This window comes from Cupriavidus sp. JZ107 (genome assembly GCF_053903255.1).
Window position 1 is genome coordinate 644453 of the sequence record NZ_CP096480.1, and the last position, 26316, is coordinate 670768.

General features: G+C 69.1%; 29 protein-coding genes. 14 read left to right on the plus strand and 15 right to left on the minus strand.

Annotated features, from left to right (window positions below; genetic code table 11):
* The first annotated feature begins 117 nt into the window (after positions 1–117).
* From M1D55_RS02690 to M1D55_RS02720, 7 genes are read left to right on the plus strand one after another with little or no spacing between them, the layout of a single operon-like run.
* Entirely contained in the window at positions 118–858 is a 741-nt protein-coding gene (locus tag M1D55_RS02690) for an SDR family oxidoreductase (RefSeq protein ID WP_064573971.1), read from the plus strand.
* Complete coding sequence (locus M1D55_RS02695) at positions 858–1514, plus strand: D-glycero-alpha-D-manno-heptose-1,7-bisphosphate 7-phosphatase (protein ID WP_456281364.1); 657 nt, start codon at positions 858–860, stop codon at positions 1512–1514. Before M1D55_RS02690 ends, M1D55_RS02695 begins: the two co-directional genes overlap by 1 nt.
* Positions 1511–2707 (plus strand): glycosyltransferase family 9 protein, encoded by a 1197-nt coding sequence (locus M1D55_RS02700; protein ID WP_456281037.1) that lies wholly within the window; start codon positions 1511–1513, stop codon positions 2705–2707. Before M1D55_RS02695 ends, M1D55_RS02700 begins: the two co-directional genes overlap by 4 nt.
* Positions 2708–2740: 33 nt before the next feature.
* Positions 2741–4507, plus strand: coding sequence for a carbamoyltransferase family protein (locus tag M1D55_RS02705; protein WP_456281038.1), 1767 nt, complete (start codon positions 2741–2743; stop codon positions 4505–4507).
* Positions 4494–5537: a glycosyltransferase family 2 protein gene (locus tag M1D55_RS02710; protein ID WP_456281039.1), complete on the plus strand. Its 1044-nt coding sequence runs from the start codon at positions 4494–4496 to the stop codon at positions 5535–5537. Before M1D55_RS02705 ends, M1D55_RS02710 begins: the two co-directional genes overlap by 14 nt.
* A complete protein-coding gene (locus tag M1D55_RS02715) occupies positions 5534–6661 on the plus strand; it encodes a glycosyltransferase family 9 protein (protein ID WP_006578785.1) in 1128 nt (375 codons plus the stop codon). The genes M1D55_RS02710 and M1D55_RS02715 overlap by 4 nt, the downstream gene beginning before the upstream one ends.
* On the plus strand, positions 6654–7601 hold the full coding sequence (locus M1D55_RS02720; RefSeq protein ID WP_456281040.1) for a glycosyltransferase: 948 nt from the start codon (positions 6654–6656) through the stop codon (positions 7599–7601). The genes M1D55_RS02715 and M1D55_RS02720 overlap by 8 nt, the downstream gene beginning before the upstream one ends.
* A gap of 257 nt (positions 7602–7858) precedes the next feature.
* On the opposite strand, the gene M1D55_RS02725 is transcribed toward M1D55_RS02720, so the two are convergent.
* Genes M1D55_RS02725 through M1D55_RS02745 form a run of 5 tightly spaced genes read right to left on the minus strand, consistent with a single transcriptional unit; the run spans position 7859 to position 12111 of the window.
* Positions 7859–8776, minus strand: coding sequence for a glycosyltransferase family 2 protein (locus tag M1D55_RS02725; protein WP_064573964.1), 918 nt, complete (start codon positions 8774–8776; stop codon positions 7859–7861).
* 14 nt (positions 8777–8790) lie between these two features.
* Positions 8791–9525 carry a PIG-L deacetylase family protein gene (locus M1D55_RS02730; RefSeq protein ID WP_006578788.1) on the minus strand — a complete coding sequence of 245 codons (735 nt, stop codon included), beginning with the start codon at positions 9523–9525 and terminating at the stop codon, positions 8791–8793.
* Between the two features lie 3 nt (positions 9526–9528).
* Entirely contained in the window at positions 9529–9732 is a 204-nt protein-coding gene (locus M1D55_RS02735) for a hypothetical protein (protein ID WP_023263497.1), read from the minus strand.
* Entirely contained in the window at positions 9729–10826 is a 1098-nt protein-coding gene (locus M1D55_RS02740; protein WP_064573962.1) for a UDP-glucuronic acid decarboxylase family protein, read from the minus strand. The genes M1D55_RS02735 and M1D55_RS02740 overlap by 4 nt, the downstream gene beginning before the upstream one ends.
* A gap of 13 nt (positions 10827–10839) precedes the next feature.
* The gene (locus tag M1D55_RS02745; RefSeq protein WP_064573960.1) at positions 10840–12111 is read right to left on the minus strand and encodes a glycosyltransferase family 4 protein; all 1272 of its coding nucleotides are present in this window, start codon (positions 12109–12111) and stop codon (positions 10840–10842) included.
* Positions 12112–12611: 500 nt separating this feature from the next.
* Here M1D55_RS02745 and M1D55_RS02750 point away from each other — a divergent pair, with 500 nt between their 5' ends.
* Together M1D55_RS02750 and M1D55_RS02755 are read left to right on the plus strand one after the other, a co-directional pair.
* On the plus strand, positions 12612–13625 hold the full coding sequence (locus tag M1D55_RS02750; protein WP_064573959.1) for an SDR family oxidoreductase: 1014 nt from the start codon (positions 12612–12614) through the stop codon (positions 13623–13625).
* 9 nt (positions 13626–13634) lie between these two features.
* Entirely contained in the window at positions 13635–14225 is a 591-nt protein-coding gene (locus M1D55_RS02755) for a hypothetical protein (protein ID WP_064573958.1), read from the plus strand.
* A 21-nt stretch (positions 14226–14246) separates the two neighbouring features.
* Here the strand turns inward: M1D55_RS02755 and M1D55_RS02760 are convergent, their stop codons facing one another.
* The 3 genes from M1D55_RS02760 to M1D55_RS02770 form a co-directional block, all read right to left on the minus strand.
* Entirely contained in the window at positions 14247–14576 is a 330-nt protein-coding gene (locus M1D55_RS02760) for a hypothetical protein (RefSeq protein ID WP_456281041.1), read from the minus strand.
* A gap of 17 nt (positions 14577–14593) precedes the next feature.
* On the minus strand, positions 14594–15076 hold the full coding sequence (locus M1D55_RS02765; protein WP_456281042.1) for a hypothetical protein: 483 nt from the start codon (positions 15074–15076) through the stop codon (positions 14594–14596).
* Between the two features lie 181 nt (positions 15077–15257).
* Positions 15258–15587, minus strand: a complete 330-nt coding sequence (locus tag M1D55_RS02770; RefSeq protein ID WP_456281043.1) for a hypothetical protein — start codon at positions 15585–15587, stop codon at positions 15258–15260.
* Positions 15588–15902: 315 nt separating this feature from the next.
* Here M1D55_RS02770 and M1D55_RS02775 point away from each other — a divergent pair, with 315 nt between their 5' ends.
* Positions 15903–17945, plus strand: coding sequence for an ATP-binding protein (locus M1D55_RS02775; RefSeq protein ID WP_456281044.1), 2043 nt, complete (start codon positions 15903–15905; stop codon positions 17943–17945).
* A 245-nt stretch (positions 17946–18190) separates the two neighbouring features.
* Here M1D55_RS02775 and M1D55_RS02780 read toward each other — a convergent pair whose 3' ends face one another.
* A complete protein-coding gene (locus M1D55_RS02780) occupies positions 18191–18700 on the minus strand; it encodes a CinA family protein (protein WP_064573951.1) in 510 nt (169 codons plus the stop codon).
* A 312-nt stretch (positions 18701–19012) separates the two neighbouring features.
* Here M1D55_RS02780 and M1D55_RS02785 point away from each other — a divergent pair, with 312 nt between their 5' ends.
* Positions 19013–19465 (plus strand): BON domain-containing protein, encoded by a 453-nt coding sequence (locus M1D55_RS02785; RefSeq protein ID WP_082928329.1) that lies wholly within the window; start codon positions 19013–19015, stop codon positions 19463–19465.
* A gap of 65 nt (positions 19466–19530) precedes the next feature.
* Positions 19531–19998 carry a hemerythrin domain-containing protein gene (locus M1D55_RS02790; protein ID WP_006576894.1) on the plus strand — a complete coding sequence of 156 codons (468 nt, stop codon included), beginning with the start codon at positions 19531–19533 and terminating at the stop codon, positions 19996–19998.
* A gap of 152 nt (positions 19999–20150) precedes the next feature.
* Here the strand turns inward: M1D55_RS02790 and M1D55_RS02795 are convergent, their stop codons facing one another.
* The 4 genes from M1D55_RS02795 to M1D55_RS02810 form a co-directional block, all read right to left on the minus strand.
* On the minus strand, positions 20151–20549 hold the full coding sequence (locus M1D55_RS02795) for a BON domain-containing protein (RefSeq protein ID WP_064573947.1): 399 nt from the start codon (positions 20547–20549) through the stop codon (positions 20151–20153).
* A 91-nt stretch (positions 20550–20640) separates the two neighbouring features.
* On the minus strand, positions 20641–21261 hold the full coding sequence (locus M1D55_RS02800; RefSeq protein ID WP_006576893.1) for a DUF4142 domain-containing protein: 621 nt from the start codon (positions 21259–21261) through the stop codon (positions 20641–20643).
* Positions 21262–21314: 53 nt separating this feature from the next.
* Positions 21315–21503: a DUF3008 family protein gene (locus M1D55_RS02805; protein ID WP_006576892.1), complete on the minus strand. Its 189-nt coding sequence runs from the start codon at positions 21501–21503 to the stop codon at positions 21315–21317.
* Between the two features lie 143 nt (positions 21504–21646).
* A complete protein-coding gene (locus tag M1D55_RS02810) occupies positions 21647–22120 on the minus strand; it encodes a CBS domain-containing protein (protein WP_082928328.1) in 474 nt (157 codons plus the stop codon).
* Between the two features lie 199 nt (positions 22121–22319).
* Between M1D55_RS02810 and M1D55_RS02815 the strand changes: the two genes are divergently transcribed.
* Positions 22320–23837: a BON domain-containing protein gene (locus M1D55_RS02815; protein WP_456281045.1), complete on the plus strand. Its 1518-nt coding sequence runs from the start codon at positions 22320–22322 to the stop codon at positions 23835–23837.
* 154 nt (positions 23838–23991) lie between these two features.
* The gene (locus tag M1D55_RS02820; RefSeq protein WP_006576889.1) at positions 23992–24303 is read left to right on the plus strand and encodes a hypothetical protein; all 312 of its coding nucleotides are present in this window, start codon (positions 23992–23994) and stop codon (positions 24301–24303) included.
* Positions 24304–24327: 24 nt separating this feature from the next.
* On the opposite strand, the gene serA is transcribed toward M1D55_RS02820, so the two are convergent.
* Both serA and M1D55_RS02830 read right to left on the minus strand, forming a co-directional pair.
* Positions 24328–25560: a phosphoglycerate dehydrogenase gene (serA, locus tag M1D55_RS02825; protein ID WP_456281046.1), complete on the minus strand. Its 1233-nt coding sequence runs from the start codon at positions 25558–25560 to the stop codon at positions 24328–24330.
* A 61-nt stretch (positions 25561–25621) separates the two neighbouring features.
* Positions 25622–26314, minus strand: coding sequence for a hypothetical protein (locus tag M1D55_RS02830; protein WP_456281047.1), 693 nt, complete (start codon positions 26312–26314; stop codon positions 25622–25624).
* Between the last annotated feature and the right edge of the window lie 2 nt (positions 26315–26316).

The following is a 26316-nucleotide window of genomic DNA, read 5'->3' on the forward strand; positions in this document are numbered from 1 at the left end:
ACCGGAAATGGGGAGCGGTGCCGTGCGTTTCCCCTTTCCGTCCTGCCCGTCGAACGCGCCGATTCCATGCGCGCGCGCATCCGGTCAAGCCTTCCAAGCCAAACTTCAGGAGCCGAAATGACCGATGCGCCAGACGCCAGCCTGCAAGGCAAGACCTTTCTCGTGACCGGGGGAGGGCGCGGGCTAGGCGCCGCGATCTGCCAGAACCTGTCGGCCGCCGGCGCCAGCCTGGTGGTTGCCGATGTCGATGAAACCCTGGCCCGCAACTGCGCCGAGAAGCTCGATGCCAGCGGCGAGCGGGCCTATTCGCTGTCCTTCGACGTGGCCGAGCCGGCCGCCGTGCGCTCGGCCTTCGAGCAGGTGCGCGAACGCAGCGGCCGCCTCGACGGCATCATCAACAACGCCGCCATCGACATCACGCTGCCGGTCGACGAGGTCGAAACCGAACGCTGGCACCGCGTGCTGATGGTCAATCTGTACGGCCCCTATCTGATGTCGCACGCGGTGGTGCCGATGCTGAAGGCGCAGGGCGGTGGCCATATCGTCAATATCGCGTCGACCGCATCCAAACGCGCCTGGCCCAATGCCTCGGCCTACCACGCCACCAAATGGGGGCTGCTGGGCTTCTCGCACGCGCTGCACGCGGAACTGCGGCCGCACGGCATCAAGGTGTCGGCCATCGTCGCCGGCGGCATGCGCACGCCATTCCTTCTCGACCGCTTCGCCGATATCGACCAGTCCACCCTGCAGGACCCGGCCAATGTCGCGCGAGCGGTGCGCTTCGTGCTGACGCAGCCCGAAGAGACCGTGATCCCCGAGGTCATGGTGCTGCCGATGAAGGAAACGTCGTGGCCGTGATCGACGACCCTGGCGCCGCCGTTCGGGCCGGAGCAGGCAGCGGACTCGCCGGACTCCCCGGCGCGGTACTGCTGGACAAGGACGGCACGGTGCTGCAGGACGTGCCGTACAACGTCGACCCCGACAAGATGCGGCTCGCACCGGGTGCCGCCCGTGCGCTGCGCCGGCTCGGCAAGCTCGGGGTGCCGCTGGTGGTGGTGTCCAACCAGCCGGGCCTCGCGCTCGGCCGCTTCACGCCGGAGGCGCTGGCACCGATGCGCCAGCGCCTGGGCGAGCTGTTCGCGACCCACGGCGCGCGGCTGTCGGGCTTCTTCTTCTGTCCGCACCATCCGGAAGGCGTGGTGCCGCGCTTCACGCGCACCTGCCTGTGCCGCAAGCCCTTGCCGGGGCTGCTGCGCAATGCCGCGACGCTGCTGCATTTCGATCTGCGCCGGTCCTGGATGATCGGCGACATCCTCGACGACATCGAGGCCGGCCAGCGCGCCGGTTGCCACACGATCCTGGTCGATTGCGGCAACGAGACCGAATGGGTGCGCGGGCCGTACCGCACGCCCGAGCATGTCGTTGCCGATCTGGATCAGGCCGCGCGCATCGTGGTCCGTCATCTGGGCGGCACGGTGCGGCACGCCGAACGTTGCCGGGCGGAGGCCTCATGACGATGACGGCATGGCGCGACGCCAAACGCATCCTGTGCGTGAGGCTGGACAATATGGGCGATGTGTTGATGACCACGCCCGCGATGCAGGCGCTGAAGGACAGCGACCCGTCCCGTCATCTGACCTTGCTGACCTCGAGCGGCGCCGCGGCGCTGGCCAGCCACCTGCCGATGATCGACACGCTGCTGACGTGGGATGCGCCTTGGGTCAAGGGCAACGGCACCGGCAACCGCACGGCCAGCAGCGTGCTGCCGTGGGCGCAGCGGCTGCAGGCCGCGCGCTTCGATGCGGCGGTGATCTTCACCGTCTACAGCCAGAACCCGTTGCCGGCCGCGCTGCTGTGCACGATGGCCGGCATTCCGCTGCGGCTGGCGCATTGCCGCGAGAACCCATACGAGTTGCTCAGCGATTGGGTGCCGGAGACCGAACCGCAATCGCAGGTCCGCCACGAGACGCAGCGCCAGCTCGACCTGGTGGCAACCGTCGGCGCGGTGGCCTCGGACACGCGGCTGCGCTTTCGCGTACAGCCGCACGATCGGCGCGCAGTGCAGCGGCTGCTGCAACGCTGGCAGGGCGAGGGTGAGCAAGAAGGCGCCGTGCCCCGCCCCTGCATCGTGATGCATCCGGGCGCGACCGCCGAGTCGCGCCGCTGGCCGGCGCCGCGCTTCGCCGAGGTCGCGCGCACGCTGGCCGAGCAGGACGGCGCGCTGGTGCTGCTGACCGGCGGCGTCAGCGAGCAGCCGCTGGTCGACAGCGTATGCGCCGCCGCCGGCCACCCGCGCGTGATCGGCATCGCCGGCCAGCTGACGCTCGGCCAGATGGGCGCGCTGATCGAGCATGCCGACCTGCTGATCTCGAACAACAGCGGACCGGTGCATCTGTCGGCCGCGCTCGGCACGCCGGTGGTCGATCTGTATGCGCTGACCAATCCGCAGCACACGCCGTGGCAGGTGCCGCACCGCACCCTCTACGCCGACGTGCCGTGCCGCTATTGCTACAAGAGCGTCTGCCCGCAACAGCACCACCGTTGCCTGAACGATGTCGAGGTGGCCGACGTGGTCGGCGCGGCGCGCGAACTGCTGGCCGGGGCGCCGGCGGAGGCCGCGAACGTGCTGCCGCCGCTGATCGTTCCCGCCCCCGTCATGCCCCCGTTGCCGCCGGTACGCGCCAGTGGCGCGGTGCTGGCCACCTGAATCGGACACAAGGAATCGCGCAGAGGAGCCGCCATGTACACGCTTGGAATCAACGCCGCCTATCACGACACCTCCGCCTGCCTGGTGCGCGACGGCGAGGTCATCGCCGCGGCGGAAGACGAACGGTTCACGCACATCAAGCACGGCAAGCGGCCGGTGCCGTTCACCGCCTGGGAGCTTCCTTACCACGCGATCGACTATTGCCTGAAGGAGGCCGGCATCACGCTGGCCGACGTGGACCATATCGCCTATTCCTTCGACCCCGCGATCATGCTCGGCGAGCGCCGCCACGACGAAACGGTGACGCTGCCGCTCGAGCCGTCGAAGCACGCCAGGCCCGGCGTGGCGGATTCTCCGTGGGACCCGCTGTTCCTGTCCTATGTCGTCAACGCGCCGCGGCAACTGGTGTCGGGCGTGCCGCATCACCTGCAGAAGCGCTTCGCCACCGTGCGCAGCAGCGCCGAGGCGCCGTACCGCTGGCACTACGTCGAGCACCATATGGCGCACGAAGCCAGCGCCTTCCTGGCGGCGCCGTTCGACCGCTGCGCGGTGCTGACGATGGACGGCCGCGGCGAGAGCGCGACCACCAGCTATGGCGTGTTCGACGGGCGCGACTATCGCCGCATCAAGCAGATCGACCTGCCCGATTCGCTGGGCCTGCTGTATGAGCGCGTGACGCGGCATCTCGGCTTCCTGCATTCGTCCGACGAGTACAAGGTGATGGCGCTGGCCTCGTACGGCGAGCCGACCCGCGCCGACGTGTTCCGCGCGATGGTCCATGGCGATCGCGAGGGCGGCTACCGCATCGACCAGGCCGATCTCGAAGCGGTACTGGGGCCGCCGCGCGTGCGCGGCAGCGAATTCACGCGCGAGCATTTCAATATCGCGCGCTCGCTGCAGCTGATCCTCGAGGAAACGGTGCTCGGCATGACGGCCTGGCTGGCCGCCGAGACCGGCGAGCGCAAGCTGGCAATGGCGGGTGGAGTTGCGCTGAACTGCGTGATGAACGCGCGGGTGCGCGACCAGGGCGCGTTCGATGAGGTCTGGGTGCAGCCGGCCGCCGGCGATGCCGGCACCGCGCTGGGCGCGGCGCTGTGGGTCGACTGGCAGCAGCGCGGCAAGCCGGCGCGGCGCTGGGCGATGGAGCACGCCTATTACGGCCCGGCCTTCGACGAGCAGGAAATCGCGGCCTTCCTGGACCAGGCCAAGCTGCCGTACCGCCGGCTCGACGACGTGGCCGGCGAGACCGCCGAGCTGCTGGCGCAGAACAAGATCATCGGCTGGTTCCAGGGGCGCATGGAGTTTGGCCCACGCGCGCTGGGCGGCCGCTCGATCCTGGCCTCGCCGATCGATCCGTCGATGCAGCAGAAGCTCAACCAGATCAAGGACCGCGAGGACTTCCGTCCAGTCGCGCCGGTCGTGATGGAGGAGCGCGCGGCCGAATGGTTTACCGCCGCCTGTCCGGGCAACTGGCGCGCGCCGTTCATGCTGTTCGTGTTCAACGTCAAGCCGGGGCGCGAGGATCGCATCCCCGCGGTCTGCCACGTCGACGGCACGGCTCGCGTGCAGACCGTGCGACGCGAGCAGAATCCCGCCTACTACGACGTGCTGGCGGCGTTCGAGCAGCGCACCGGCGTGCCGATCCTGGTCAATACCTCGTTCAACACGCGCGGCGAGCCGATCGTCTGCACGCCGCGCGATGCGGTCGAGTGCTTCTGGACCTCGCCGCTCGATGCGCTGGTGATCGGCCCGTTCCTGCTGGAAAAGCCTGCGCGGGAGGGCGCCCATGCCGGTGCATGAGCCCGCCGACCGAACCATCGACCGTGTCGAAACGGAGACGGCGGAGACCGCGGACGAGCCGCTGATCTCGGTCGTGATCCCGACCTATCGCCGGCCGGACCTGCTGCACCGTTGCCTGCGCGCGATCGGCGTGCAGCAGTTCGGCGCCGGTTCGTTCGAGGTGATCGTCGCCGATGACGGCTGCCAGCCGGAGGTCGAGCGTCTGGTTCAGGAACTGAACGGCGCGTGGCCACGCTGCGCGCTGCGCTATCTGGCGGTGCCGGACACGCAAGGGCCGGCCGCCGCGCGCAATGCGGGCTGGCGCATCGCGCGCGCGTCGGTGATCGCGTTTACCGACGACGACACCATCCCCGATCCGGGCTGGCTGCGCGAGGGTTGCCTGGCACTGTCGACCTCGCCGCAATGCTGCGCGATGACCGGCAAGGTGGTGGTGCCGCTGCCGGCGCGGCCTACCGACCATCAGCGCGATACCGGCGGCCTCGCCACCGCGGAATTCGTCACTGCCAACTGCTTCGTCCGCAAGGAAGCGCTGGTCAAGGTCGGCGGCTTCGACGAACGCTTCAAGCGCGCGTGGCGCGAGGACTCCGATCTGCAGTTCCGCCTGCTGCAGCAGGTCGGGCCGATCGGCAACGCGCCGGACGCGATGGTCGTGCATCCGGTGCGGCCGGCCCCGTGGGGCAGCAGCCTTGCCGCGCAATCCAAGGTGTTCTTCGACGCGCTGCTGTACAAGAAGCATCCGCGCTGGTATCGAGAGCGCATCCGGCCGATCCCGCCGTGGCACTACTACGTGTCGGTGCTGGGCTTGCTGGTGGCGTTGATCGCCGCGCTGGTTGGCCACGCGCCGCTGGCATGGAGCGGCTTCGGCCTCTGGTTGGCACTGACGGCGTGGTTCTGCGCCCGCCGCTTGCGTGGCGCCGCGCTGACCCCTTCGCATGTCGCCGAGATGATCGCGACTTCGATTCTGATTCCCCCGCTTTCCCTGTACTGGCGCCTGCGCGGCGCCCTTGCCTTCAAGGTTGGTTTCCTATGATCAGATTCGCGGAGCGTCCGCGCCGGATCGCCGTATTCCGAGCGCTGCAACTGGGTGACATGCTGTGCGCGGTGCCGGCGCTGCGCGCGCTGCGCAAGGCCGAGCCGCAGGCGAGCATCACGTTGATCGGGCTGCCATGGGCGGCCTCGTTTGTCGAACGCTTCTCGCATCTGGTGGACGACCTGATGGTGTTCCCCGGCGCGCCCGGCATGCCCGAGCAGCCGATCCGCGAAGAGGAAGCCCAGGCCTTCTACGAGCAGGCGCGCGCGCGCCAGTTCGATCTGGCGATCCAGCTGCACGGCAGCGGACTGGTGACCAACGCGATCGTGCGGCAGCTTGGCGCGCGGCAGATGGCCGGATTCCGGCCGGTGCCGGCGGCGCCGAGCGCTGGCCGCGCCGAGCGCAAGTGGCAGCCCGGCGTGTTCTCGTACGGTGCGCGGCCGGTCAACGAGCTGCTGATCGACTGGCCGGGCGGCAACGAGATCGAGCGGCTGCTGGCGCTGACCAGCCGGCTCGGCTATGCGCCCGATGGCAACCACCTCGAATTTCCGCTGCGGCCGGCTGACAACGCGGCGTGGCAGCGGCTGGCGCTGATGTACGACCTGATGCCGGGCAATTTCATCTGCGTGCACCCCGGCGCCCGCATGCATTCGCGGCGCTGGCCCGTCGAGCGCTTTGCCGCGGTGGCGGACATGCTGCGCCAGCACTGGAAGATCGTCGTGACGGGCACGCCGGACGAGGCCGAACTGACGGGGCAGCTGTGCGATGCGCTCGGCTCGCCGGTGATCAACCTGTGCGGCAAGACCGATCTGGGCGCGATGGCGGCGGTCGTCAAGCACGCCCGGCTGCTGTTGTGCAACGACACCGGCGCCTCGCATATCGCCGCGGCGATGCGCACACCGAGCGTCGTGGTCTCGTGCGGCAGCGACAGCGCGCGCTGGGCACCGCTCGACAATGCGCGCCATCGCGTGCTGGCCGACTATCCGGCATGCCGCCCCTGCATGCATCAGGACTGCCCGGTCGGGCATCTGTGCGCCGAGGGCGTCGAGGTCGACGACGTGGTGGCCGCCGCGATGGCGATGATCGGGCAGTCGCGCGAGACGCAGGAGGTCAGCCATGCCTGAGCGGCTGCGCATCCTGACCTGGCACGTTCACGGCAACTATCTGTACTACCTGTCGCAGATTCCGCACGACCTGTATCTGGTCACCAAGCCGGGCTCGCCGCCGGGCTATGCCGGCGCGGTGGGCGCGCTGCCGTGGGGCGGCAACGTGCACGAGGTCGCCTATGACGATGTGCCGAAGCGCGAGTTCGATTGCGTGCTGTACCAGCACCAGCGGCACTGGGACAGCGATCGCGAGACGCTGCTGACCGAGGCGCAGCGGCGGCTGCCGACGATCTTCCTGGAACACGATCCGCCGCAGCAGCATCCGACGGCGACCGTGCATCCGGTGCAGGACCCCAACGTGATGCTGGTCCATGTGACGCCGTTCAATGCGCTGATGTGGGACAGCGGCGTCACGCCGCACTGCGTGATCGAGCATGGCGTGCTGGTCGATCCCTCGGTGCGCTACAGCGGCGAGGCGCCGCGCGGCATCAGCGTGGTCAACAACCTGACCAGGCGCGGCCGCCGGCTTGGAGCCGACATCTTCGCGCAGGCGCGCGAGCAGGTGCCGCTCGATCTGGTCGGCATGGCGGCGGAGGAGGCCGGTGGGCTCGGCGAGGTGCCCAATCCCGAGCTGGCGGCCTTTGTCGCGCGCTACCGCTTCTTCTTCAATCCGATTCGCTATACGAGCCTCGGGCTCGCCGTGGTCGAGGCGATGATGATCGGCATGCCGGTGGTCGGACTGGCGACCACCGAGATGTCGACCGCGATCCGCAATGGACACAGCGGCTATGTCGATACGCGGCTCGAGCGGCTGGTCGAGGTGATGCGGCGGCTGATCGACGATCCAGGCCTGGCCAGGGAATGGGGAGAACAGGCGCGCGCGAGCGCGCTGGAGCGCTTCGGGATCGGGCGGTTTGTCGAGGATTGGTGTGGGGTGTTGAGGCAGGTGGCGCAGTAAGGGGTGAGGGCGGGCGTTGTCGCGGAGTGGGCGGCCGTTTGCCCTCTCCCCCAACCCCTCTCCCGGAAGCGGGAGAGGGGAGAGGGTCCGCAGCCCTTTGTTCGCTCCCTCTCCCGCTCGCGGGAGAGGGCCGGGGAGAGGGCAGCAAACCAGCAGCTCTTTTATCAACCGCCTGTGTTCTCCCTCTCCCGCTTGCGGGAGAGGGTCGGGGAGAGGGCAAGCGGCGCTCACTTACCCACCGCCGCTCGCTCTAACCCTCACCGCATCTGCGCCGACCCCAGATAACGCCGCAACCGCTGCACCGTCGGCGGAATCACCGCGCGCTCGCGCAATACCCACGGCAGGCCGCGCGCGGTGTCGACGCATCCCACCAGTCCCCCTTCGCGCAGCAGCGCCGGCACCATGCGCAGGCTCTCGCGCAGCGCCGCGCCGGCCGGCAGGCGCAGCCACGCCGACCAGATCGCATTGCGCGCCAGCAGCCGCCGGCGCATCCGGTGCGCGCGGATCGGGCAGGGTTGGTGGTAGGCGATCAGCTCCGGGCAATAGACCAGTTGCCAGCCCAGTGCCGCCAGATCCAGCGCGAGCAGCGTTTCCTCGCCGCCGATGAAAAGCCGCGGATGGTAACCGCCGGCGCGGCGGTAGGCGTCCACGCGAAACACTGTCGCGCCGGCCAGCAGGCCGAGGATCGCCTTGCCGGGCAGCCCGGCGGAAGGCAGCGGGCTGTCGGCCATGATGCGGCTGATCGGGTCGGTCTGCGGCGCGCTGTCTTCCCGCACGACCATCAGATGCGCGGTCAGCGCGGCGACGTCGGGATGGCGGTCCAGCGTGTCCGCGGCCAGCTTCAGCGCGCCGGGGTGCCACCAGGTGTCGTCGTCGCAGAACGCGACATAGGGCGTCCGAGCCCAGTCGACGCCGACATTGCGCGCCGCGGCGCCGAGATTGGCCGGCAGCCGCAGCAGGGCAGCCTGCGGAAAATCGCCACGCACCATGTCGGCGGTGCCGTCGCTCGAGCCGTTGTCGACCACGGCGATGGCGGGGCGCTCCGGCAGCGCGCACAGGCGCGACAGCGTGGCGCGCAGCCATTCGCGCCGGTTGTACGTCAACACCACGACGCTGACGCGCGCTTCCTGCTGCGCCTGCGTACGACGGTCGCCGCCGGGCGCCAGCGCCGTCATGCCGTCCGCTGCGTTCACACGCTGCCCTCGCTGGTGCAGGCGGTCTGCGCCTCGGTCGAATCGCCCGCGCTGGCTTCCCACTGCCAATAGCGCTCGGGCGCGCTCAGATCGCTGATCGTATTCGAATCGAACATCGCCAGCTGGCTGGCGTAGGCGTTGCAGGCGCGGGCCTTGGTGGCGGTGTGCTCGCCGATCGCCAGGTCCACCGGCGTCGACACGGTGCCGGCCGCGTGCCAGCGCGCCAGCAGCTTGTGCAGCATGCCGGGCTTGCGCCGATAGATCGCCTCTTCGTAATAGAGCCACGGCGGTCCGCCGTGATCGCGTTCGCGCCACAGACGCGCGCAGGCCTCGTGCACCAGCGTGTGATCCGAATGGTAGAGACCGCATGGCGCCACCACGGCGCAGGCGTTATGCAGCGAAATCACCTTCGAGAGCTGCGCGGCGATCTCGCCCGCGGTGTGGCGCCGGTTGTACTGGCTGTCGAGGAAATCGAGCCAGACCGGTTGCGCGTCGAGGATCGCCAGGCCGGCGCGGTCTTCCTCGCGCCGCGCCAGCACCGCCTGCGCCGCGCTGGAAAAGCCCGCGCGCCGGTCCCAGTCCGGCGCCGGCATGTCGACCGGCGGCACGCCGGCGAACACGGTGACGACCACGGAGCCGGGGCATGCCGCCAGCAGGTTGCCGCAACTGAAGACGGCATCGTCCAGGTGCGGCGAGATCACGACCAGGGGAATGGAGACCGACAGGGACATGGTTCATTCCGGTTCGGTTTGCAGGTCCCCGATCCGCGGCGCCGCGGCGTGACCGCGGTGTGCAAAGGCGTCGGCGGCCCAGTAGATCTTGCACGAGGGCAGATCGGCGAGCTCGCGCAAGCGTCCGCTGCGCGCCGCGTGCAGGGCTTCGGCACGGCGGCGATGCCATTCGAGCCGGTAGACCAGGAAGGTGATATTGCCGTTCATCGCGTCGCTCCCCTTGGCGCCGGGCCGGCGCCGCGCCGTGGCGCGAGCGTCGCCATGCCGGCGGAAACCTGCGCCGCCGCGGCGACGCCATCGGCCTGCTGCGCGACGGTGTCGTTGACCGCCGGCGCCGGCATGCCGGCGCCGCGCGCCAGGCGCTCGGCGAAGTAGGCCACCGTGCGGCGCAGCCCCTCGTCCAGGTCGATGCGCGGTACCCATTGCAGCTGCTGGCCGGCCTGCGTGATATCGGGGCAGCGCTGGCGCGGATCGTCCTCCGGCAGCGGCCGCATCACGATCGGCGCCGACGAGCCGGTCGCCGCCAGTACTTTCCGCGCGATCTCCAGCATCGACAGCTCGCAGGGGTTCCCCAGATTGATCGGCGTGCTGTGGTCGCCCGGCGCTTCCATCAATCGGATCAGCCCTTCGATCAGATCGTCGACATAGCAGAACGAGCGCGTCTGCGAGCCGTCGCCATAGACCGTCAGCGGCTGGCCCGACAGCGCCTGCGTGATGAAGTTGGACACCACGCGGCCATCGGCCGGATGCATGCGCGGCCCGTAGGTGTTGAAGATCCGCGCGATGCGCACGTCGACGCCGTGCTGGCGGTGGTAGTCCATGAACAGCGTCTCCGCGCAGCGCTTGCCCTCGTCGTAGCACGAGCGCGGGCCGATCGGATTGACGTGGCCCCAGTAAGACTCCTGCTGCGGATGGCAGTCGGGATCGCCGTAGACCTCGCTGGTCGACGCCTGCAGGATGCGCGCCTTCACGCGCTTGGCCAGTCCCAGCATGTTGATCGCACCGTGCACGCTGGTCTTGGTGGTCTGCACCGGATCGCTCTGGTAGTGGACCGGCGAGGCGGGGCAGGCCAGGTTGTAGATCTGGTCGACCTCGACATAGAGCGGAAAGGTCACGTCGTGACGCATCAGCTCGAAGTTCGGCTCGCGCAGCAGGTGCGCGATATTGTCCTTGCTGCCGGTATAGAAGTTGTCCACGCACAGCACATCGTGGCCGGCCTGGACCAGCCGGTCGCACAGATGCGAGCCGAGAAAGCCCGCGCCTCCGGTGACCAGCACGCGGCGTCGGTTGGCTTCTTTCATGAGGTCGCTCCGTTCAAGCCGCGGCTTGCGGCGTTTGCGCCGTTTCGTCGATGGTGACGCCGGCCAGCCGCGCATACACGCCTTCCATGCGCGCGGCGACGCCAGCCCAGGTGAAATGCGCGTGCGCGCGGCGGCGGCCCGATGCGCCCATCCGTTCCGCCAGCGTCGGATCGCAGGCCAGCCGCGCGAGCCGCGCGGCCAGCGCCGCCGGATCGTTGGGCGGCACCAGGTAGCCGGTGCGGCCATTCAGTACCGTGCTGCGGATGCCGCCAACCGCGGCGCCGATCACCGGCACGCCGCAGGCCATCGCCTCGACCGGCGTGATGCCGAACGGCTCGTACCACGGCGTGGTGACGAATACATCGGCCGCGCTATAGAACAGCCGCAGCTGGTCGCGGCCGCGCCGGCCGACGAAGGTGACCGCATCGCCCACGCCTTCTTCGGCGGCGATCTTCTGCAGCCGGCCGATTTCGGGCGTGGCGGCCGGGCTCGGCTGGTCGGAATTGCCGCCGACCACGTAGAGCCGGGCGCGCAGGCCGAATGCACGCCGCAGCTCGCCCATCGCGCGCACCACGTTGTCGATGCCCTTGCGCGGCACCATGCGGCCCAGCTGCAGCACCGAGAATTCATGCGTGGGCCAGCCGAGCGCACGGCGCGCCTCGCTACGCGGCACCGGCGAGAACTCGTCTCCGTCGAAGCCGCAGGGCACCGTTTCGATCGTGCCGGGGTCGGCACCGTAAAGCCGGATCAGATCGTGCCGGTCCTGCGGGCACTCGGCGATCACGCAGTCCGATTCGCGCACCAGCTGCTCCTCGATCTCGAAGCGGCAGTCGGGGAAGCCATCCGCGCTGCCCTGGTGCTGGCGCCGGACCTTGCCGAGCGCATGGAAGGTCATGACCAGCGGAATATCAAGCTTTTGCTTGACGTGCAGCGCCGCGAGCCCCGACATGAAGAAGTTTGCGTGCATCACCATATAGCCGACGCGATCGCGCGCCATGAATTCGGCCATGTAGGCGCCGAACTCGTCCATATAAGGCAATAGCTGTTCCTTGGGCACGTGCACCGCGGGCCCGGCGGGGACATGAATCACGCGGACGTTGGGCGCGAACGCGACGACCTCGGGCAACAGGCCCTTGTCGCGCCGCGTGAACACGTCGACCGGATAGCCCCGTTTGCCGAGATGGCGCGCCAGCTGCGCCACGTAGATGTTCTGTCCTCCACTGTCCACGCTGCCCGGCCCGGCCAGAGGGGAAGCGTGCTCGCTGATCAACGCGATCCTTTGCATGGTTGGCTCCCAGGGGAGCGAGCTGCCAGCCGTCACAGCCGCGATCCGCTCGCTAGTAAAGCCACCGTGTTTGCAGCTTGCATGCCAGCGTGCGACTTCTCAGGCTGTTGATGGCGGGAAGAACTGGAGAAGCGTTATATCGCTTCTGCTTCGGTTCCCATGCCGCACATGAAAATTTGCGCACGCACTTTCGCTCGCTGCGGGCGGGCATGGCGAAATTGCAGCTTTTTGTAATACGCGCCAGCAGCGCGCGCTGGCATCGGCCGTGCATGCGCGGCGCGGGCGAAACAGCAGCGCAATGCAGGGCGAATGGGGCCGGGAACGCTCCTTGCGAGACGTGCAACGCTGTCGGCGGCAAGGCCCCGTGCCGGCGGCCGCGCGCGTGCGGCGTCGTTCGGATGGATGAGACCGACGGCATCGATCAAATCGATGCGGGGCGACTGCACTGGGGAGAGCGCGACGCAATACATCGAGACCCGGGCCGCTGGAGTAGCAAGCAGATGAGAATGACGCTGAAGAAAATCGGATCGCAGGTCATCGTGATCACCGGCGCCACCAGCGGTGTGGGCCTGCTGGCCGCGCGCAAGGCCGCGGCGCGCGGTGCCAAGCTGGTTCTCGCCGCGCGCGGCGAAGAAGCACTGCACCAACTCGCCGAGCAGCTGCGCGAGAACGGTACCGAAGTGATCACCGTGACCACGGACGTCGGCGATCTGCAGGCGGTCAAGGCGCTCGCGCAGGCCGCGATCGAGCGCTTCGGCGGCTTCGATACCTGGGTCAACAACGCCGGCGTGACGATCTATGGCCGCTACAACGAGGTCCCGGTGGAGGACCAGCGCAAGCTGTTCGATACCAACTACTGGGGCGTGGTCCATGGTTCGCTGGTCGCGGCCGCGCATCTGCGCGAGCGCGGCGGCGCGATCATCAATATGGGCAGCGAGGCCTCCGACGTGCCGTTGCCGCTGCAGAGCGCCTATGCGGCGTCCAAGCATGCGATCAAGGGCTTCACCGATTCGCTACGGCTCGAGCTTGAACAGGAGCGCGCGCCGGTCTCCGTCACGTTGATCAAGCCGGCGGCGCTCGACACGCCGTTCGCCAGCCACGCCAAGAACTACCTGGACGTCGAGCCGGAACTGGCGCCGCCGGTCTACGACCCCGAGATGGCGGCCGAGGCGATCCTGTTTGCCGCCGAGCATCCGCGCCGCGACATGTTCGTCGGCGCGGCGTCCAAGGCGATGTCGTCCGCCGCCTACCATATGCCGGCGCTGTACGACCGCGTGATGCGGCGCTTCCTGGGCCGCGCGCAGTGCACCGCCCGGCCGGCCGGCCCGCGCGAGAACAACGCGCTGTTCCAGGCCACCAACGACCTGGTCGAGCGGGAGGGGCGCCGGCACGTGGTCCGGACCTGTCCCTATACGGCCAGCACCCGTCATCCGGTGATGACCGGCGCGATGGTGGTCGGCGCATCGCTGGCGCTCGCCGCGGCGCTCGGCATGCGGCGCACGCGCATGCGATGAGCGGGGACGATGGCTGAGGCGGCCACGCTGATCCTGATGTATGGCCTGGTCCCGCTGTGGCTGCTGGCGGGGCTGGGCGACTGGGCCTGCCATCGGCGCGAGCGGATCGAGCGCAATGCCGGCACCTACGAATCGGCGCTGCATCTGTTGATGCTGGCCGAGGTCGGCGTGCCGGTGCTGCTCGCGCTGTTCTTCGAGATCAACGCGCTGGCGCTGGCGATCATGATGGTGGCCGTGGTCGTGCATGCAGCCACCGCCTGGTGGGATGTCCACTACACGTACGGGCGCCGGATCATCGGGCCGACCGAGCAGCATATGCACGGTCTGCTCGAGGTGTTGCCGTTGTCGGCGCTGGCGCTGGTGGCGGTCGCGCACTGGCCGCAGGCGCTGGCGCTGTTCGGCCTCGGCGAGCAGACCCCGGATTTTTCGCTGACGCCGAAACAGCCGCCGTTGCCCGGCTGGTATCTCGCGGTAGTGCTCGCCGCGACGGCGCTATGCGGCGTGTTGCCTTTCGTCGAGGAGTTTTACCGCTGCCGGCGCTGGCGGCGCCGGCATGGCGTCGAGCGCGAGCAGGGCGCGGCGGTGGTGACGGAGGGATAAGGCTGAGGGGCGGCCCAACGCTCAGCCGACGCGCCGCCAGCTGCGCACGACCAGATAGGCCCCATAGGCCGCGGCCAGCGCGAACACGACGCCGACCACCACCGCGTTGTCGCTGCCGCCCGCACTCGGAAGGCGCGCCAGCCAGCCCTCGCCTCCCAGCCAGATGATCGCCTCGTGCACACCGGCAATCACCAGCAGCGTCATCGCCAGCGCATCGAGCAGGCGCGTCCAGGCAGGCCGGGGCACCGGCGGCATTGCCGCCGGCCCGGCATCGGCCGGCGTGCGGCGCAGATCGGGATGGGGAGTCTGCGGATTCGGGGAGTTCGGCGAGTTCGGCGGATTCGTTGGCATCGACGGGACCAGGCGGACTAGCGGTGCGGCAGCGGCCGGTTGACGATCGGCCGCGACGGCGACCGGCGTGCTGAGGCCGGGTACTGCTCGCGCGTCAGTTGCTCGAGCACGCGCAGCAGGTCGGCCGCTTCGTGGTAATAGCGGATCAGCCACGGGCGCAACGTCGGATCGTCCAGTTCGCCGCGCAGCAGCGCACCACATGCGCTCACCGAACGGCTCGCCCGGCGACAGGCCAGTTGCAGCGGTGTATCGCCGGGGCGCTCGCGATGCGCGGCGCCATCGCCTTGCGGCGCCGCGCCCGGCGCACCGAGCGCGCGCTGCGACAGATCGGCGGCCGCGCGCCGCTGCAGGTTGGCGCGATGGATCAGCAGAGCCCGCAATTGCGGATCGGCGGCGCTGACCGAGGCGGCTTCGAGCGCCTGCCCGCAGAGCGCGGCCAGTTCGCCCAACGCCGCCAGCATGGCGGTCGGGTCGTCTGGGGACGGAAGGGTCGATTTCACGGTGTGCGGGCGGTTTGGCGAACGGGCGTGGGCGAACACGGCAATGTCGGCTTGGTAAGGAGACGGTCGTACGGGGTGGACCGGGGGTCGGCCGGATCCGAGGCGCGCGACCGCATGCCGGCGATAGCTGCGTGCCGATGGCGGCGTGCTCTAGTGTTTTAGGACGTTTTTCGCGATCGGTTCAGATGTTTTCCACCGGCGGCTCACTTTCTTCCGGATTGCCGCCGGGACGCTTGACCGAGGGCGGCTCGCCGTTTTCATCGGGAAGGTCGCGCCCGGCCGCCGGGTCGGCCTCGCGCGCGGACCCGCCGCCGCTGTCGCGTTCGATGTCGCGTTGGCCGCTGCGCTCGTCATTGCGATGCTCATTGCCTTGACCATTGCGGCCGCCGGCATCGGGCGCGCTCTGCGCCGGGGACGGCCCCGAACTCTTGCTGCCGCCCGGATCGTTGCGTTGGCCGGCGGGGTCGCCGCCATTGGGGGATTCGGTCCCGGGCCGTGGTTCTGTTGCCATGCGTCCACTCCGCCGAAGGCAAGTTGCACTTCCCTCGATCGAGCACTAACCATGCCAGTCGCGAAGCCTGCTGCACATGCCCTTTGCGAGGCTGCCCGGCGCCGAGTGCGCTCGTTTATCGGCCGGTTTTACATGGACGTTGTAATTCGTTGGGCAAGCGGCGCCACCCGCACCGTGACGGCATCGTCCCGCCCCGGACCCCGGCGGGCGGCAACTATAGCTTCTGGCGCAGCCGGTCTTGCAGCCTCGGCAGCGCTCACTAAGCTGGCCCGCACCCGGCCGAACGGCGATCTGATGCCGCGCCCGGCTCACGCCATGGACACGTCGAATTCCCCGCAGACCTTTGACACCCACGCACAGGCCGAGCCCCCGGCCGCCGCGCATGCCGAGTCCCACGCCGACTACCCGCTGCGCCGCCGCGTGGCCGCACTGCTGCTGGCCGGTACCGTTCTGTTGCCGCTGTGCCTGCTTGCCGGCTGGGGCTGGCTCGCGCTGCGCGATGCGTTCGCCGATGCCGAGCGGCAATGCGTGCTGATCGCACGGGTGGTGCAGGAACACGCGAGCAAGGTGATGGAAAGCAACCGCCTCGCCGACCAGCGCCTGCGCGACCTGACCGTGCATTGGAGCAACGCGGACATCCGGCACCATGAGCTCGAGCTGCATCGGCGCATGGCGCGGATGGGCCGCGATCTGCCGCAGGCCTTCGCGCTGGGGATCTTCGGCGACGATGGCACGCTGCTGGCCAGCAGCCTGCTGTATCCGGCTCCGCCTCTCAATATCGCGGGACGGGAAGACTATCGCGCCATCATGCTCGAGCGCGAGCCCGCGCACCTGTCCGCGGTGCTGCTGGGCGGCGTGATCCCCGAACCGGTGTTCAAGGCGAGCATGCCGCGCATGCACGGCCAACGGCTTGCCGGCATCGTGTCGATCTCGCTGCGGCCTTCCTATTTCGCCGACTTCTACCGACAATTGCTGGAGAACACCGATGGATACCGCGCGGCGCTGGTGCGCGGCGATGGCGCGGTGCTGGCCGCCTATCCATGGCCAGACCCGGACGCCGCGCGGTTCGCCGCCCAGGTCCGGCACCTGCGCGAGGGAGATGGACCGGAGCGGGTCGGGCGCGCCGACGGCCATGCCTGGCTGGTCGCGGTCCACCCGGTCGGCGACGGGGTGGCCAGCGCGATGGTCAGCGTGCCGTATCGCGTGGTCTACCGCGCCTGGTGGCGGCGCATGGCGCCCGCCTCGCTGGCTGCCGCCATTGTCTCGGCGGTGCTGTCCCTGTCGTTGTGGAGCGCGCTGCGGCGCATTCGTGCGGAGGAGGCGGTGCGGCGGCGCTGGCGCGACGAACGCGCGCGGCGAGAGCAACTGGAGAAGCGCTACCGGCAGTCGCGCAAGTTCGAGGCGATGGGGCAGCTGATCGCCTCGGTCGCGCATGACTTCCGCAATGTGCTGGCGGTGATCTCGGCCTATACCGATGTGCTGATCCTGCGCACTGGCGGGGCGGGACATCGCAGCGGGGGCGATGGCGCGGATCGGGGGGATCGGGTGGAGCGGGCCGAGCGAGCCGAGAGGGCCGAGAGGGCCGAGAGGGCCGAGAGGGCCGAGAGGGCGGACCGCGCCAACCGTACCGCGCTGGCCGGCATCCGCAAGAGCCTGGCCAGCGGCGCGCTGCTGGCCGATCGGCTGCTGGGCGTGGTGCGGCGGCGCGAGCATCGCCGCGAGTCGATCGCGCTCGACGAGGAGCTGCAGCAATGCGATCCGCTGATCCGCGCGACCCTCGGCCCCGGGATTGCGTTGCGCTATGCGGTCAGTCCCGATTGCCTGCCGGTCCATGCCGACCGTTGCGAGCTGGGGCTCGCGCTGTTGAACCTCGCGGCCAACGCGCGCGATGCGATGCCCGAGGGCGGCCTGCTGGAGATCGGTGCCGCCAATCTGGGCACGGCCTCAAGCGGCGCGGCGACGCTGCCGCCGGAGCTCGATGCGCGCCGCGGGGCGGAGGGTTCTGTCGATGGGGCAGAGCGTCGACGGCCGGAAGAGCGGACCGACGAGCCGGCCGACGGGCCCGCCGATGAGGCGGCGGACGGTCCTGCTGCCGATGCCGCGACGCCGATGCGGGGCGTCTACGTGCGGATCTGGGTCAGCGACAGCGGCATCGGCATGCCTGCCCATGTCGCGGACCGGGCGCTGGAGCCGTTGTTTACCACCAAGCCGGACGGGGTCGGCACCGGTCTGGGCCTGAGCCAGGTCGCCGATTTCTGTCGTGAAGCGGGCGGCGCGGTGACGGTGCGCTCGGCGCCGGGAAAGGGGACCACGGTGACGCTGTTCCTGCCGGCCTGCCATCTGCCGCGGCGCAGCTGAGCTGGCGCAAGCGCTGCGGTTTGCCAGTGCCCAATGCCCTCTCCCCCGGCCCCTCTCCCGCAAGCGGGAGAGGGAGCACACCAGCGCGCCTTCTCCATGCCGACGGTGTTCTCTCCCTCTCCCGCAAGCGAGAGAGGGCAGCAAACCAGCGGGCCTTTCCCATGCCGACGGTGGTCTCCCTCTCCCGCTTGCGGGGAGAGGGCTGGGGAGAGGGCAGCGGCGCGTCTGTTGGCGCCGCGGTTCGGTCAGCGCTCCCGCTGCTGTGCCAGCGCGTAATAGCGGGGGATCTGCGCGAGCGCGAATTCGGCCGCGGCCTCGCGGACCTCGTTGCGGCTGCCGCGCAACCGCACGGTTTCGGAAAACTCGACGGTGCGGCCGTTACCGCGGCCGGTCTGCCTGAAGATCCAGGCGAAGCACTGCGTACCGGGCGGCGTGCCGTCGTCTCCCTTGCCATCGGCAATGCCGGTATTGGCGATCGCCAGGTTGGCGTCGGTCAGCGCGAGTACCCCGCGCGCCATCGCCAGCGATACCTCTTCACTGGTCAGGCCGTAACGGCGGATCGTTTCCGGCGAAACGCCGAGCACGCGATGCTTGATCGCCGGCGCATAGGCCACCACCGCGCAGCGCAGCGCGTCGCCGCAGCCGGGCACATCGGCGATGCGTGCGGCGATCAGGCCGGCCGTGCACGACTCCGCGGTAGCCAGTTGCAGGCCATGCCGCAACAGAAAGCGTGCGGCCTCCTCATGGGCATTCATCTCGTTTTCCTCCCGAGTCAATGACCGCCGGTGTGCAGATTCCATGCCATCGGCGGCCTTGGTCAAATCTGCACGTTTTGCCGAGTGGTCCACGGCGGACATCGGAAAAGTGTGTAGAAAGCGGCCCCCGCATGAAATTCCGAATGCCGGCAGCACGCCGACAGCGGTGATTGGCCACGGTTGGAGCCCGTGCTCGGCCACGCGAGCGGCGGCGGTATGGATATTGCGTCTGGCCTCGAAGCCGCGGGTGCGCAGCGCTGAAGCGCCCGGTCCGTGGCGATCCGATACAACCGGAGCACAAGGAGTCGAGGCATGCAGCAATCCACCAGCAATCCGCGAGAACGCAGTGTCACCGGGGCACCGTTTGCCGCGCCGGGGACCCGCACCGACCGGTCTGGCGATGAGGTGCGCAGCCGCAGTGCCGATCCCGGTCAAAGCAGTTACGGCGGCTTCAAGAACGAGAACCCCAGCTATCAGCGGCAGGGCGATGCGGCGCGCGGATCGGAGACCGGCTCGGCGCGCAACCGCGTCAGCTATTCCGACGATCGCATTCTGGATCGGGTCTGCGAGCGCCTGTGGCGCGCCGGGCTCGACGTCAGCGAGGTGTCGGTTCGCGTCGAAGGCGGCCACGTGACGCTCGAAGGCCAGGTCGGCAGCCGCATGGCACGCCGGCAGATCGAAGCGTGCGTCGACGCCTGCCAGGGCGTCTCGGATATCGAGAACCGGATCCGGGTCGCGCCGGACCGCACCGAGTCTCAAGGGTGAGCCATCGAACGAGGGCCACCCACGCAGTGCCTGCACAATCCCCACCACGATAAAAGGAGTTTCGAATGGACAAGTCCAAGATTCCGAGCGCCCAACGCGCCGCGCTGAGCCTGCTGCTCGACGACCACCGCAACGTCAAGAAGCTGTTCAAGTCGTTCGAGAGCGCGAAGGAGCGTTCCGAGAAGGAACAGATCGCGCAGCAGACCTGCCACGAGTTGACCGTGCACGCGCAGATCGAGGAGGAGATCTTCTATCCCGGCTTGCGCGGGGTCCACGAGAAGCTCGACGACATGCTCGATGAAGCGAAGGTCGAACACCAGGTCGCCAAGGACCTGATCGCGGCCATCGAAGGCGATCTGGGCGGCGAGATGCTGGAGGCCAACTACAAGGTGCTGTCCGAATACGTCAACCACCACGTGCAGGAAGAGGAGAACGAACTCTTCAAGATGGTCATCAGCAAGAACGTGGAATTGGGCGAGATGGCCGAGCAGATGGCCGCCCGCAAGGAAGAACTGATGGGAGCCATGGCCTAGGTTGGCCACCGTCGCCCCCGCGCAGGCGGGGGCCCAGCGGCCTTCCGGCTCCGGCCTTCCGGCTCCGTTTGCAGCTCCGATAAGCCGCTGGGTTCCCGCCTGCGCGGGAACGACATTCCCATCCCACTCGGCGGCGAGCTTGCCGCCGCCTCTCACACCTTGTGGTGAATCGGCCCGGGCACCGGCGGCAACGGTGCGCCGCGCTCTCCGCGCTCCCCGGGCTCCGGCGCGTCGATCGCATCGGCGGCTTCGGCCCCGGCGATCGGGCTGGCCGGTTCGCCTGGATCGGCCGCCTCCAGCTCGTTGTAGACGCCCAGGATGCCAGGCCCGATCGCCGCCGCCTTGGCGATGCGCTCGGCGGTCGGCAGGTCGGCCACGCGTCCGCGCAGCCGGATGCGCTTGTCCTCGATTCCGACCTCGATACCCTGCGGCATGGCGCCGCCGAATTCCTCGGCGATATGCTCGCGTGCCTGCCGCAGCAGGTCGTCGTCCTGTGCGGCGGTATCGGTGCCGGCCGGCGGGGAGGGCTGCGAAGGATTGGCGTTTGACATGGGCGTGCTCGTCGGGATCAGGAAAGGAAAGAAGGGCGCGCGCCGTGGTGGTTCTCACGCGCCCGGCCAATGAGACAGCGGGGCCGCGCCATCAGCGCTGGGCGATGCCGCTGCGCCACGTCATGGTCCGCGTCGACATCGACTTGCCCTGCGACAGCCGTTCTTCCAGCATCGGCAACGACCGCTTGGCGAAGGCCCGCAACGCCGGATCCTTGCCGATCTCGGCCTGTCGCTGGAACAGCGCCAGCGCCTGCCGATTAGCGTCGACCGCGACGATCTGCACGAACATCTTGTCGAACTCGGCGCCCTTCAGCGAACGCAGCTTGGTGACCTCGGGCGCCTCGGGCAGCCGCTGTTCGGGCTGAACGCCCTTGCTTTGCGCGATGCGCGCCAGTTCCGCCGCGAGCGCGCGGTAGTCGCGCGCGGCGCTGCGGGCGTAGGCCAGCAGCGTCGGATCGGCGGAGACCTCGAGCGCCATGCTCGCGGTCTCGACGCCCATCGCGGCGGTCAGGATCGCTTCGTCGATAAAGCGCAGGTCGTCGGTCGACAGCGACGTCGCGGGCGGCTTGGAAGCGCCGGTGGGCGGCGTCGCCAGCGGCGAGGTGGCGGACGGCTGCGCCGACACCGGTCCGGCAGCAAGCGCGGTGGCCACGGCCACGGCGGCCAGCAGTAACTGGGCCGCCATGCGAGGGGTGGATGCGATCGTCGTCATCGCGGGTCTCCATCGACGCAACGCCGCCGGCGCGCCAACGCCGGTGACGCGCGTCAGCTCTCGGACTTGTGGTCCGGCTTGCCCTTCTGGGGCGTCGATGCCATGTCGTGCAGTTCCTTCTCGCTCATCGACTTGTACATCGACTTCGACGCGCCCTTGAGCTCGCCGACCTTCCTGTCGCCGCGCTTGGCCGACAGCGCCGCGCCGGCGGCCATTTGCTGCGATTTCGATTTGGCTGGCATCGGGTCCTCCATTGACAGTCAGGGTCGGGTGGTGGGGGAGGGTTGCAATCTTGCAAGCCTTGTAAATCCCGGTCGTTGCCCCGGTCGTTGCCCCGGTCGTTGCCGCGGCCCGCAGGCAAGCGGCATTCGACGTCAGCGGGACGTCAGCGGGACGGCTTGGCCGGCTGCGAAACGCCTTCCAGCGCCTCGCCCGCGCCGCCGGTATCGCCGGTCTTCACCGCCAGGTCGCCCAGCGACACCATGCCGACCAGATGATGGTCCTTGTCGATCACCGCCAGACGGCGGATCTGATGCGCCGCCATCTTCTCGCGGGCGGTATCGATCGACTCGTCATCGCTGCACCACTGCACGTCCTCGCTCATCGCCTGGGTGACCTTGGTGTTGGCCGGGTCGGCCCCGGCGGCGGTGCAGCGCACGGTGATGTCGCGGTCGGTGACCATGCCGGTCAGCCGGCGCCCGTCGCAAACGGGAAGCGCGCCGACATCGAGCTGCGCCATCAGTTCGGCCGCGCGCTTGATGGTGTCGTCCTGCGTCAGAAAGGCCGGCTGTGCGGTCATCACATCGCGTAGCACGCCGCCTGACCGCTGGGCGCCGCCTCCTTGCATCTGGGTTGCCATCGTCGTTTCTCCTTGCGGATGGTTGGCACTGCGTGCGCTTCGCACGCATCGACGGTTTCGCAAGATGCGTTCCAGAGCGCCTGCCTGGATGACGCCGCCGTGACACGCCGCGCGCGACCGTTCGCCGCGACGGTACGGTTCTTGCGCGGCTCCATGGATACGGGCGCGCATCGCGCCGGACCACGTGCAGGAGATCGATATGCGAAACGAATCCATGCGACGCAATCGGCCGGACCAATCCTGGCCTGGCTACGACCAACGTGACGATGGCTGGAGCGACAACCGCTCCGAACGCTGGGCCCAGGACGACTGGCAGGCGGAATCGGAAGGCAACGAGTGGGAGTCGCGCTGGCGCCGGGCGCAGATGACGCCCTACCAGCTCAGCGAGGGCGGCCCGCCGCGTGGCGCGTTCGACGACGACGATACCTACGGTACCGGCTATGGCCGCGAAGCCGGCCGGCAGAGCCAGCCATACCGCGGCAGCGGCGGCTATGGCGAGGGGCGCTACAGCGGCGAGCAATACACCAGCGGTCAGTCAGGCCGCGGTCCATACGGCCGCGCGCAAGGTGGCGGGCAAGGCGGCGGTGGCGGCCAGTATGGGCGTAGCCAGTATGGGCGCGGATATGGCCGCGGCGGATACGGTGGCAGCCAGTCCGGCTATGGCTCCGAATATGGGTCGGAGTACGGCGGCCGATATGGCGGCCGATATGGCGGTGAATATGGCGGCGAATACGGCAGCCAATATGGGCGTCAATACGGCGGGCAATCCGGCAGCGAATATGGTGGTCAATACGGCGGCCAATACGGTGGCCAATACGGCGGTGAATCCGGCAGCAGCGGATATGGCCGCGGCGAATCGTCGACCCGCCGCAACGAGTACCGCACCGACCCGTGGCAGTCCGGCTATTCCGGCGCCGCGGCGCTGGAGACCGGCACCGGCCCCTCGTACGCGACCGGCACGCGCGGCGACGAATGGAGCGACGAGGACGAGCGCTACGGTGGAACGAGCGGAACGACCACGTGGCGCGGCGGCCAGCGGCAGGGCATGCGCAACCGAGACCAGGACTGGCTGCGCGAAGCCGAACGCAGCGGTGGCTACAGCAACGCCGGCACGTCGAACTACGGCTGGGATCGCTTCGACGACGACTGGCCCGGCCGCAACTACGCGGTGCCGGAACACCGCTACGGCGGTGACTATCGCGAGGAATGGTCGGGCCGCGACGCCGGCCGGCTGTCGGCCGGCGAGCTGAGCTATGGCGGCGGCTACGGCGGCGAATATCGCGGCGGATACCGCGGTGACTATGGCCGCGACGAGCGCCGCGAACGCGACGACGATCGCGACGAACATGGTCCGCTGTACAACATCGGCCGGCGCATCGGCGAGGCGGTCAGCGAATTCTTCGGCACCGACGACCGGCCGCAGCGCCGGGTCGGCCCGAAGGGCTATCGCCGCAGCGACGAGCGGGTCCGCGAGGCCGTCTGCGAACGGCTGGCCTATGCCGAAGGGCTGGATGTCAGCGAGGTGACGGTCGACGTCGACGGCGGCATCGTCAAGCTCGGCGGCACCGTGCGCGACCGCAACGAGAAGTACGACATCGAGGACCTGGTCGACAATGTGTTCGGCGTGACCGACGTGGAGAACGATATTCGCGTCCGCCGCGACAGCGGGGAATCGCCGGCGAAGATGGACGATCTGAAGGGCTGGACGCCGGACTGATCGCGCCGGCGAGGCGGGCGGTTTTGTCCGGCGGCCCGCCCGCCGCCCGCCGGCAACCTGACGTTGCGTGCGCCACCGCACGCGTGTCAGACAGCCGCCGATGGCGCCGCGCCGCCTCCTTGGGCAATATTGCGCCCACAACAGGGAGGGCGCCATGACCGCCAATGAGGGTTTGATCGCCGCCAACCGCACGGCGGCACCGCGCGATGCCGGCGCACCGGCATCGGGCCAGGCTGACACCGGAAACACGCGCGCGCCATGGTGGCAGCCGGGCGTCTACTGCAGCGCGCCGGCCGTATTTCTGTGGATCGCGTCGCGCCTGCCGGAACCCATGCTGGCCCAGATGTTCCGCGGCGACGCGATGCCGCTGGTGCTCAATCAGCTCGGCGACGCGCTGTTCTTCTGCGGCTGGGTCATCAGCGCGATCCTGCTGTGGGGCAGCCGGCGCCAGCCGCCAGCCGCCTGACCTGCGAAATCCACCATCAACCGGTTACGAGGCCGCGCCGGCCACGCCGGCCTCCTCGCGCCTGAGCACGCGCAGCCGCAGCACGCCGGGCAGCGCGGCCAGCGCCTGCTCCAGCTCGGCCGATGGCGCCTTGTCCAGATCGGTGACGACATAGCCGGTGGTGCCGCGCGTCTCCAGATGCTGTCCCGCGATATTGATGCCCTCGCGCGCGAGCAGCGTGTTCAATGCCGCCAGCGCGCCCGGCGCATTGCCGTGGACGTTCAATAGCCGCGCCGGACAATCGACCGGACCGGGATCGACCTCGGGGAAATTGACCGCGCCGATGGTGGCGCCGGTGGTCAGGTAATTGACCAGCTTGGCCGCGACCTCGACGCCAATGTTCTGCTGCGCCTCCTCGGTACTGCCGCCGATATGCGGGGTCAGCAGCACGTTGGGCAGGTTCTGCAGTTCGCTGACGAAGGCGTCCTTGTTGTTCTTCGGTTCGCTGGGGAAGACGTCGATGGCGGCGCCGCCGAGCCGTCCCTGGCGCAAGGCTTCGGCCAGCGCGGGAATATCGACCACGCTGCCGCGCGAGGCGTTGACCAGCATCGCGCCGCGCTTGAAGGCGGCCAGCACGGTCGCGTCGATCATATTGCGTGTGCGCGGCGTCGCCGGAACGTGCAGCGTCACCACGTCGGCATGCGCGACCGCGTCGGCCAGCGAGCCGGCCGCCTTGGCCGAGCCCAGCGACAGCCGCGGCTGCACGTCGTAGTAGACCACCCGCATGCCCATCGCCTCGGCCAGCACGCCGACCTGCGAGCCGATATTGCCGTAGCCGACGATGGCGAGCGTCTTGCCGCGCGCCTCGAACGCGCCGGCCGCGCCCTTGGCCCATTTGCCGGCATGCGCCAGCGTGTTTTTCTCGGGGATCCGGCGCAGCAGCATCACCGCTTCGCTGACGACCAGCTCGGCCACCGAGCGCGTATTCGAGAACGGCGCGTTGAATACCGGAATGCCGGCCGCGGTCGCGGCGGCGAGGTCGACCTGCGAGGTGCCGATGCAGAAGCAGCCGATCGACAGCAGATTCGCGGCGTGGCGAATGTCGTCGGCATGCAGATGGGTCGCCGATCGGATGCCGATCAGCTCGTTGGCGGCCAGCACTTCGTGCAGTTCGCCGCCGGTCAGCGCACCGGCGCGGCGGTCGACCTGCAGTCCGGCCTCGGCCAGCCGTTCGCTGGCGCTTTCGTGAATGTTTTCGAGCAGCATTACCTTGGTCATCGCGGCCTCTTGTGGCGATCGTGGTGGGCCCGACGGTGTCGGTGCAGCGCTCTATCTTGCCTCAACTTCGGCAGGGAAGTGAGGTAGGCGACGATTTGCGGCGCGCCGGACGGACCGGCAGCGGGCCGCGTTCGGCGGTCTTGGCGTGGGACGTGGAGTGGGCGCCGGTGTGCGAGCTGGAGTGCGAGCTGGAGTGGGGGGACGTCGATGTCCTGGCCGAAGCGCCGAGCATTGCGTGGGCACGGATCAGCGGGGTCTCGTCGTTCGCCGCTTCCGCGTGCTGCGCATCGCGCCGGTCGCTGAATTCGTTCAGGTTGACCTGCATCCGCTGCAGCAGCGTCGACAGCATCGTGCGTTCGTCGCTGCTGAACGGGCTGACCGACACCGAATGCAGGGCCTTGAGCGACTGCGCGATGCGCTGCACGCGCGCACGCTCGGCCTCGGGAACGACCGGCTGTCCCTCGGGCAGCGCGGGGCCGCACGCCATGCCGGCGCCGTCGACGAAACCGATCCAGCGATCGCGATGCAGTTCGGCCAGCAGATGCTCGGCCATCTCGACGTCGATCAGGATTGCACCGAGGTAAGGGCGGTGCCGCACATAGTCGCCGCGCGCGATGGCACGCAGCAGGATCCATTTGACGTAGGTCAGGCCGGAAGTGGACAGCGTCGTATCGAGCGCGCGCTGCCAGGCTTTCATCGCCTCGACCAGGGCCACGATCGTCGGCTCTCCTGCATCACTGCGGTGCAGCGTCATCC